General features: G+C 46.3%; 3 protein-coding genes. 1 reads left to right on the plus strand and 2 read right to left on the minus strand.

The annotated features are described in order from the left end of the window. On the plus strand, window positions 1-591 hold a 591-nt coding region (locus ACLFWI_RS28020; protein ID WP_446415660.1), incomplete at its 5' end, for a PEP-CTERM sorting domain-containing protein. Between the two features lie 254 nt (window positions 592-845). On the opposite strand, the gene ACLFWI_RS28025 is transcribed toward ACLFWI_RS28020, so the two are convergent. Continuing rightward, entirely contained in the window at window positions 846-2,591 is a 1,746-nt protein-coding gene (locus ACLFWI_RS28025; RefSeq protein ID WP_446415661.1) for an alpha-glucosidase, read from the minus strand. Window positions 2,592-3,103: 512 nt separating this feature from the next. Beyond that, entirely contained in the window at window positions 3,104-3,625 is a 522-nt protein-coding gene (locus ACLFWI_RS28030; protein ID WP_446415662.1) for a phosphate-starvation-inducible PsiE family protein, read from the minus strand. Window positions 3,626-3,921 lie beyond the last annotated feature (296 nt).

A 3,921-nucleotide genomic window follows, 5' to 3' on the forward strand; every position in this document is an offset into this window, starting at 1 on the left:
ATGAAACGCTTAGCTCTTGCTGCAACAGTGGCGTTAGGTTGGGCTGCACTTGCTGCACCTGCTAATGCTGCACTCTTTAGCTGGGATATTGAATATACCGGCTGGTGGGAAGATGATGGCGGCGGCTCTATTTTTGGTACTATCTTCGCCGATGAAGACGATGCGGCTGATGGCATTGTGTCGGCTGATGAGTTGAAGGCTTGGGAATGGAACTGGAGTGGCAATGATGCCGTATCCGCATTTTCCATTGCTTCTGAGGAGGAGGGCGCGACAACGGATTTTGAGCCGAGTTTCTACGTGAATGGTACCCCCAATCAGCCCATAGGAATGGATTTCGTTGATCCAGATAATCTCGATCAAGGTTCCTTTATTTCTGGTTCTGGCAATGAACTTCTCGATTTACAGGCTCTACTGGTTATTTCATTTACGGATGGCGTTGAGTCAGTCTCCGTCGGAAATCCTACTGCCGCGATCGCAACTGTGACTGTTTCAGAATCTACCCCTGTTCCCGAACCCGCTACCGTTCTGGGCTTACTGACTCTAGCAGGTATCAGTACAGCGACTTTTAAACGTCACCAGCAGGACAGCTAAATCAGGTACTTCTTTCATTTGTTTTGTCGCCAGACTTTGAGGTGAAAATAAAGACAAAAATCCCCTCCCAGAACTATGCTGAGAGGGGTTTCATGTCAGCATGACCAATGATCTCTTTGATAAGCTGTTCGGCATTTAAACCTTAATGTCAATAACTGCCAAATCGTTGTAATGCGAGCCAGCCAGCTCGCTACCCATTCCCAATTTAAATGCGTGATAGCTTACCAAATCCGATGCCAGAAACGTTAGCAAAACTAAGACAACGCCATCACGCGATCAGATTCGCCCTCGCCTTTTCTGCCCTGAACTAAAGGCGGACTGAAGGGCGGATAATTTTCTTTTGCCGGAGGCAGATTACCGAAAAAAGTGCCGTAAGCGGGAATTTTCAAAATATTGCCCTGCCGCTGTGCGGTCATATCTATACCCCGAATTGTCTGACACTCCGCATACGGCGATAAATCGTACTCCGTTGGTATCTCACTTAAATTGAACAAACAAATTAACCGCTGCTCCTCCGTTTCTCGAATCAAACCGAAAATCGGTTCCTCTGTTTTGAGCATCTGACAATCCCCTCTCATCAGAGCCGGTTGCTGTTTGCGCCAATGCAGAAAACGACGCCAGGTATTGAGCAAAGAATTGGGTTCATTGTCTTGCAGATTAACTGCCCGTTCTCGATGGGATTGGGGGACAGGTAACCAAGGCTTAGAGGCAGTCGTAAAGCCCCCATGTAGGGAATCAGCTATCCAGGGTATCGGTGTGCGCGAGCCATCTCGTCCAGGGAGAATCGGGTAAAGGGCTTTGCCAAAGGGGTCTTTGATTTCTTCTACGGGAATATCTTCGGGTATTCTGGCGACAGGCAACCCTAATTCGTCTCCTTGGTAGAGACAAAATGCTCCTGGTAAGGATAATAGCAGCCCAACCATCATCTGATAGAATCCCTCTGGGTAAGGTTTACCCGAAGCCTCCTTACCCGTCCAGCACGATCGCAAACGACCATAATCATGATTCCCGACGCACCAACAATTCCCGCCATCGGGGAAGTGAGTGAGAACTTTCTCCAATGTTTGATACAGGCGGGTAGCGCTGATGGATTCGTCAAATAAGAGGGCGCTATTGTACGCTAAATGCAAGCGCTGATCACCAACATACTCACTCGATAGGGCAATTGAATCCTCAGCCAGGGTAACTTCACCTAGAGTAATCACACCTGGATACGCCTGGACGAACTCGCGGATGTGTTTGAGGACTTCTATTGTTTCCGGGCGACAGAAGTTGTACTTAAACAGTTGATGGGCAAAGGGGTTTTTGGGAGATATGCCATCTGGTAAAGAAGCATCAGCAGGGCGCACGGGATTGTCTCGTAATTCTTGATCGTGGAAGTAAAAATTAACCGCATCCAAACGGAACCCATCGACCCCCAGTTCCAGCCAAAACCTCGCCTCTGCCAAAACTGCTTCAATCACAGCGGGATTATGCCAGTTGAGATCCGGCTGACTCTTGAGAAAGTTATGGAAATAGTACTGTCCGCGTTCGGGACTCCACGTCCAAGCACTGTCACCCAGAAAAGCGGATCGCCAATTATTCGGTGGCGAACCATCTGGTTTCGGATCAGCCCAAACATACCAGTCCGCTTTAGGATTATCTCGACTGCTGCGGCTTTCTTGAAACCAGGGATGCCGATCTGACGTGTGACTCCAAATTTGGTCAACAATCACTTTCAATCCCCGTGCATGGGCAAGGGCAAGTAATCGCTGGAAATCCTCCAAGCTGCCATACATGGGATCGATGGAGCGCAAATCAGTGGGGTCATATCCCAAATCTTCCCGTGGTGATTCATAAATCGGACACAACCAAATAGCATCTACGCCTAGGGCAGCGATGTAATCTAACTTGGCGATAATGCCATTAAGATCCCCTTCACCATCACCACTCGTATCGAGGAAACTGCGAGGAACAATATGATAAATTACAGCATTTTGCCACCATTTTACCGTTTGCATGGGATCACCTCTCACGTTTTAAGATGAGTTTGATGGCTAAGTAACGGGAGAATAAACAACAACTTACCCGTTCAATGAATGGATTATGACCAGGATTTCTCTAAACAACAATTAGCATTTCCCTGCTTCAGAGTAGGGAAAGCCGATCTTTGTTTGATCTGGAGTTTAGACTAAATTGCAAATGAAACCCTCTATAGGCTCACCTTCCCTGTTTAATTTTGATGATCATTCTCATACACGAATGACCAGGAATCCAAACCTGTTATACAGCTTATTATTTTTTTTAAGAGCCTGCGATCGCCAGGACTGCTGGGGAGTAATTTTGGGTAGATTTCGCCCCTAAATGGAGAGAGGATCAGAATGAACCAAAATCCTTGCCGTAGTGCGTTTAGCGAAGCCATGCCGCAGGCTTTGCATCTTGCTCGCTACCCATTCCCAATTTAAATGCATGACAGCTTAAAGTCCGACTACTTAGTTTTTTGGACTTCAACTTGAAATGCGAAGTCTGGCTTTTAAAACGAGTACTGTTCCTCTGGAAATTCTTGATGTTCAGTTGATTCAGTCTTACCATTAGCTGGGGCATAATTAGCCAAATTCCCACGACTTAAATGTCGGAACATCCAAACCCGAACCAACAACAATCCAGCCAGAACAGTCAAAAACACACAAACTCCTAGAAGGCGGTCAATGGGAATATCGAGTACTCCCTTTAAAATGACTTCGCGCAGTGCAGAAACCAGAGAAACTTCCACGGCGGCTCCTACCGATATTCGCTGCTCTTGCAGATAGATAATTAAGAGCCGGAATAGCTCGACCAGTATCAGAATGAATAAGATATCAGAGGTGATGACCTGAAAATTTAGAGGCTTGAGGAGGGAGACATACATCTCTCCTAATCGAATTAACATCACACAAAATAAGCCAACACAGAGGGAAATGATAATGAAGTTCTGGAAAAACTCCAAATTGCGAACGATGGTATTTCGTGTGAACCAAGACTTCCGTAGCGTTTTCAGGAAAGATTCACTTCTCATAGCCACAGTCGGGTGATCAAGTCAAAGATTCTAACTGAACGGGCGACGAGTTTCTCTATCCACAACAAAGCGCTTAAGCCGAGGCTCTAGACTATGCCTGTTGTGAAGGGAAAATACTTACTGTTAACGGGGTAGTTATTCCGAATCTGATTCATTTTGCTTTAACCCCGCTAGATACTCTTGTCCTTTAGTTGTAATTTTGCCTCGAACAAAATGAATGGGTTGAGGCAAAATGGCAAAGGCAGCATAGGCTCCGGGAGTAAATTCTCCCTCAATGAAACCTTTTTCTTTTAGAT

The sequence above is a fragment of the Coleofasciculus sp. genome, assembly GCF_046539235.1.
GTDB lineage: Bacteria > Cyanobacteriota > Cyanobacteriia > Cyanobacteriales > Coleofasciculaceae > Coleofasciculus.